Origin of the sequence: Streptomyces fuscigenes, from assembly GCF_021556455.1 — a bacterium.
In the GTDB taxonomy this organism is placed as follows: domain Bacteria; phylum Actinomycetota; class Actinomycetes; order Streptomycetales; family Streptomycetaceae; genus Streptomyces; species Streptomyces fuscigenes.
This window is the reverse complement of record NZ_JAKGCV010000476.1, coordinates 1-4,056: the sequence shown is the minus strand read 5'-3', so window position 1 is coordinate 4,056 and position 4,056 is coordinate 1. Positions and strand designations below refer to the sequence as shown.

Annotated in this window: 5 protein-coding genes and 1 pseudogene; 2 read left to right on the top strand and 4 right to left on the bottom strand. The window is 72.2% G+C overall.

Annotated features, from left to right (window positions below):
• Positions 1-238 precede the first annotated feature (238 nt).
• Positions 239-1,051: a menaquinone biosynthetic enzyme MqnA/MqnD family protein gene (locus L1885_RS24875; RefSeq protein ID WP_235799417.1), complete on the top strand. Its 813-nt coding sequence runs from the start codon at positions 239-241 to the stop codon at positions 1,049-1,051.
• 109 nt (positions 1,052-1,160) lie between these two features.
• On the opposite strand, the gene L1885_RS24870 is transcribed toward L1885_RS24875, so the two are convergent.
• From L1885_RS24870 to L1885_RS24855, 4 genes are read right to left on the bottom strand one after another with little or no spacing between them, the layout of a single operon-like run.
• Positions 1,161-2,426 (bottom strand): cytochrome P450, encoded by a 1,266-nt coding sequence (locus tag L1885_RS24870; RefSeq protein WP_235799416.1) that lies wholly within the window; start codon positions 2,424-2,426, stop codon positions 1,161-1,163.
• Positions 2,423-3,037, bottom strand: coding sequence for a GTP-binding protein (locus tag L1885_RS24865; RefSeq protein ID WP_235799415.1), 615 nt, complete (start codon positions 3,035-3,037; stop codon positions 2,423-2,425). The genes L1885_RS24870 and L1885_RS24865 overlap by 4 nt, the downstream gene beginning before the upstream one ends.
• Positions 3,018-3,377 (bottom strand): DUF742 domain-containing protein, encoded by a 360-nt coding sequence (locus L1885_RS24860; RefSeq protein WP_235799414.1) that lies wholly within the window; start codon positions 3,375-3,377, stop codon positions 3,018-3,020. Before L1885_RS24860 ends, L1885_RS24865 begins: the two co-directional genes overlap by 20 nt.
• Positions 3,377-3,793 carry a roadblock/LC7 domain-containing protein gene (locus L1885_RS24855; RefSeq protein WP_235799413.1) on the bottom strand — a complete coding sequence of 139 codons (417 nt, stop codon included), beginning with the start codon at positions 3,791-3,793 and terminating at the stop codon, positions 3,377-3,379. Before L1885_RS24855 ends, L1885_RS24860 begins: the two co-directional genes overlap by 1 nt.
• A gap of 47 nt (positions 3,794-3,840) precedes the next feature.
• Between L1885_RS24855 and L1885_RS24850 the strand changes: the two are divergent.
• A pseudogene (locus L1885_RS24850) lies at positions 3,841-4,056 on the top strand (hypothetical protein); the annotation flags it as partial.

The window sequence follows — 4,056 nt, the reverse complement described above, 5'->3', positions numbered from 1 at the left end:
CCGGCGGGCGGCGCCGCGGAAGCGATCCGGACCGTGCCGTTCCCGCCGCGCCTCCCGTCCCCCGTACGGCGGCCCGCCGCCGGCCGCGGGCGGCGTGGATCGCGGCCCCGCGCCCACCGGGCGGACCCCCCGGGGCTAGCCTCACGATGTGGACACTCCAGAAGAAAACACAGCAGCCCAGGAAGCCACAGGACCCGCCGGGGCCGGTCACCGCCGAAACCGGCCGCGCGTCGGCCACATCCAGTTCCTCAACTGCCTGCCCCTCTACTGGGGCCTCGCGAGGACCGGAACCCTTCTCGATCTGGAGCTCACGAAGGACACCCCTGACAAGCTGAACGACCAGCTGGTCCGGGGCGAGCTGGACATCGCCCCGATCAGCCTCGTGGAGTACCTCCGCAACGCCGACCAGCTCGTCGCGTTCCCCGACGTGGCCGTCGGCTGCGACGGGGACGTGATGTCCTGCGTGATCGTGTCGCAGGTGCCGCTCGACCAGCTCGACGGGCAGAAGGTCGCCCTCGGCTCGACCTCCCGCACGGCCGTGCGCCTCGCCCAGCTCCTGCTGTCGGACGCGCACCACGTCACCCCCGAGTACTTCCGCTGCGCGCCGGACCTCGGCCTGATGATGCAGGAGGCCCCCGCCGGCGTCCTGATCGGCGACGCCGCCCTGCGCGCCTCGCTGCACGACGCGCCCCGCCTCGGCCTCCAGGTCCACGACCTCGGCGCCATGTGGAAGCAGTGGACGGGCCTCCCGTTCGTCTTCGCCGTCTGGGCGGCCCGCAAGGAGTACCTGGCGCGCGAGCCCGAGACCGTCCGGCAGGTGCACCGCGCCTTCCTGGAGTCGCGCGACGTCTCGCTCGAAGAGGTCACGAAGGTCGCCGAGCAGGCCGCGCGCTGGGAGTCGTTCGACGCGGCGCTGCTGGAGCAGTACTTCACGACGCTGGACTTCCGCTTCGGCGAGCGCCAGTTGGCGGGTGTCAAGGAGTTCGCCCGCCGCACCGGCCCGACGACGGGCTACCCGGCGGACGTGAACGTGGAGATCCTGGGCGCCTGACGCCCGGGCCGGCCCCCGCACGGTGACGCGCGGGCTCATGGCACCCGGGTGCTCGCGGACTGCCCGGGACGCGCGGGCCCGGGGTCTCCCGCGAGCGCCTCGACCGGCCTCACTGCAGGACCGGCGTGAAGTCCACCGGCAGCGCCGCGAGCCCCCGCATCCAGATCGAGGGCCGCCAGCGCAGCTCGTACGGCTCCGCGCCGAGCACCACGTCCGGCAGCTGCTCCAGCAGCGTCTCCACCGCGGCGCGGGCGATCACCTCGGCCAGCTGCGGCGCCGGGAACGGGCAGCGGTGCTCCCCGTTGCTGAACGAGAGGTGCGCGGAGTTCTCGGCCCCCACATGTCCCTCGGGCCACACCCCCGGGTCGGTGTTGGCCGCGGCGAAGCTCATCACCACGCAGTCGCCCGCCTTGATCCCCCGGCCGCCGAGCTGCGTGTCGCGCACCGCCCACCGGCCGATGAAGTTCTGCGTCGGGGTGTCCAGCCACAACACCTCGTTCAGCGCCTGGCCGACGCTGAGCTTGCCGCCCGCCACGGTCGTCGCGAACCGGTCGTCCGTCAGCAGCAGGCGCAGGCTGTTGCCGATCCAGTTGGCGGTGGGCTGCTGGGCGGCCGCGATGATCGTGATCACGTCCTGCACGACCGATTCGTCGGACAGCCCCGCGGGATGCCTGAGCATGCGCGAGGTGACGTCGTCGCCCGGCTGGGCCCGCTTCTCCTTCACCAGTTGCTCGATGCGCGCCTGCACGCGCCCGTACGCGGCCACCGGGTCCTCGCCCTCGTGGGCGTCCAGTGACAGGCGCAGGTCCCGCACCAGGTTCTCGGTGTCGAGACCGCCCGCCGGCATCCCGCACAGCCGGACGATGGCGTGCATCGGCACCGGGTGCGCGTACCCCTCCATCAGCTCCGCCCGGCCACTGCCGGCGAAGGCCGAGATCAGTGCGTGGCCGATGGACTGGCACATCGACGCGAGCTCCATCTGGTCCACCGCGTCGAGTGCCTCGCTGATGACGCCGGCGCGCACCCGGTGCTCCGCGCCCTCCACGAAGAGCACCGACGGCTGGTATCCGACATAGGGCAAGAGCGGCCAGTCCGGCGGGATCTCGTCCCACCGCGTCCAGCGCCGGGAGTCGCGCGCGAACAGCTCGTCGTTGCCCGTCACGTACGACACCTCGTTGTAGCCGAGGACCAGCCACGCCGGGATGTCGTTGTCCAGCAGGACCGGCGCGACCGGGCCGTGGTCCCGGCGCAGCGTCCGGTACAGCTCCGAGGGAGTCTGCTGGTACGCGAGGCCGCTCAGGCGCACCGCCGGCCCGTGGGCGGGGCAGGCGGGGGGCGGGGCGCCGTCGGGCGCACCCGGCACGGAGTCGGTCATGGTGTCATCTCCCGGGCCATGGCCAGTTCGTAGAGGTGGTCGACGAGGGTGATCAGGACGCGCTTGCCGGACGAGCGGACCCGGGCGTCGCAGTCGATCAGCGGCACGTCGTCGGAGAGCGACAGCGCCTGCCGGATCTCGTCGAGCGAGAACGACGACGCGTCGTCGTCGAAGCGGTTGACCGCGACGACGAACGGCGTGCGGTGGTGCTCCAGCCGGTCGACCGCGTACCAGGAGTCGCTCATGCGGCGCGTGTCGACCAGGACGACGGCGCCGAGCGTGCCGGAGAACAGGCGGTCCCACAGGAACCAGAACCGTTCCTGCCCGGGCGCGCCGAACAGGTACAGCACCATCCGCTCGTTCAGGCTGATGCGGCCGAAGTCGAAGGCGACGGTCGTGGTGGTCTTGGTGACCAGGCCGTCCGTCTCGTCGACGCCGACACCGGCCTGGGTCATGACCTCTTCGGTGTTGAGGGGCCGGATCTCGCTGACCGAGCGGACGAGGGTGGTCTTGCCCACCCCGAAGCCGCCCACCACGACGATCTTCAGGCCGGTTTCCGCGGCGTCGTCCAGCGGCATGCGGGCAGGGAGTTCAGAGGTTGCGGAGTCCATGGAGCACCTCCTTCAAGAGGACGGAGTCGGGCAGTGAGGCGGCCGGGCGGGAGCCGTGGGGATGGCGGGCGCTGATGCGGCCCATGGCGTGCAGGTCGGCGAGCAGGATCCGCACCACGGTCACCGGCATCCGCAGCTCGGCCGAGACCTCCACCACCGCGGTCGGATGGCGGCACAGCTCCAGGATGCGCACGTGCTCCGACTGGAGCCCCGCGGTCGGCGCGCTCTCGCTGACGATGAGCGTGACGAGGTCGAACGTGGTGTCGTCGGCGCGGCTGCGGCCGCCCGTGACCATGTAGAGGCGGTCGGGGAAGCCGATGTCGACGGGCTTGCGGATCATCACGTGCGGTTCTCGCCCGCCGCCGCGCGGGGCTCCGCCCGCAGGTGGTCCCCGATCTGCTCGATCATCTCGGTCATCTGGTGCCCGACCAGACCGGCGTCGGCGCCGTCCTCCGCGACCACGGCCAGGTGGGCTCCGTCGCCCGCCTCCACGATGAACAGGAGCCCGCCGTGGAACTCCGTCATCGAGTGCCGCACGCCCCCGCTGCCGTTGCCGAACTCCACCGACGCGCCCTGCGCCAGGGCCTGGATGCCGGAGCAGATCGCCGCGAGCTGGTCCGCCTGGTCGACGGTCAGGTAGCGGCTCCAGCAGAGTTTGAGCCCGTCGCGCGAGAGCACCAGGGCGTGCCGGGTGCCCGGGGTGCGGTCCAGCAGGTTCTCCAGGAGCCAGGTCAGGCTGCTGTCTGTGGTCTGCATGCGTGCTCTCACGATTCCTGGGAGGGGTCGGAAGGTCCTTGCTGCGGGTGGCGCGAGCGGTGGAAGGCGCCGAACTGGCTGCCCGCGTCCCGGCCGGACCCGGAGGGACGCGGCGCGGGGACGTCCTGGGCCCGGTCGCGCCGTCGGGCTCGCTGGAGCAGCCGGAGACGCCCGGAACGTCCACCACTTCGAACGCCCCTGGCACGCCTGATGCGTCAGGCACGCCCGGCACGTACGACCCGTCGGCCGCCTCCGGCTCGTCC

Bases quoted from the DNA above. Each gene is read 5' to 3' on its own strand.
- L1885_RS24855 (WP_235799413.1), bottom strand. From the start codon at position 3,793: ATGCAGACCACAGACAGCAGCCTGACCTGGCTCCTGGAGAACCTGCTG.
- L1885_RS24860 (WP_235799414.1), bottom strand. From the start codon at position 3,377: ATGATCCGCAAGCCCGTCGACATCGGCTTCCCCGACCGCCTCTACATG.
- L1885_RS24865 (WP_235799415.1), bottom strand. From the start codon at position 3,037: ATGGACTCCGCAACCTCTGAACTCCCTGCCCGCATGCCGCTGGACGAC.
- L1885_RS24870 (WP_235799416.1), bottom strand. From the start codon at position 2,426: ATGACCGACTCCGTGCCGGGTGCGCCCGACGGCGCCCCGCCCCCCGCC.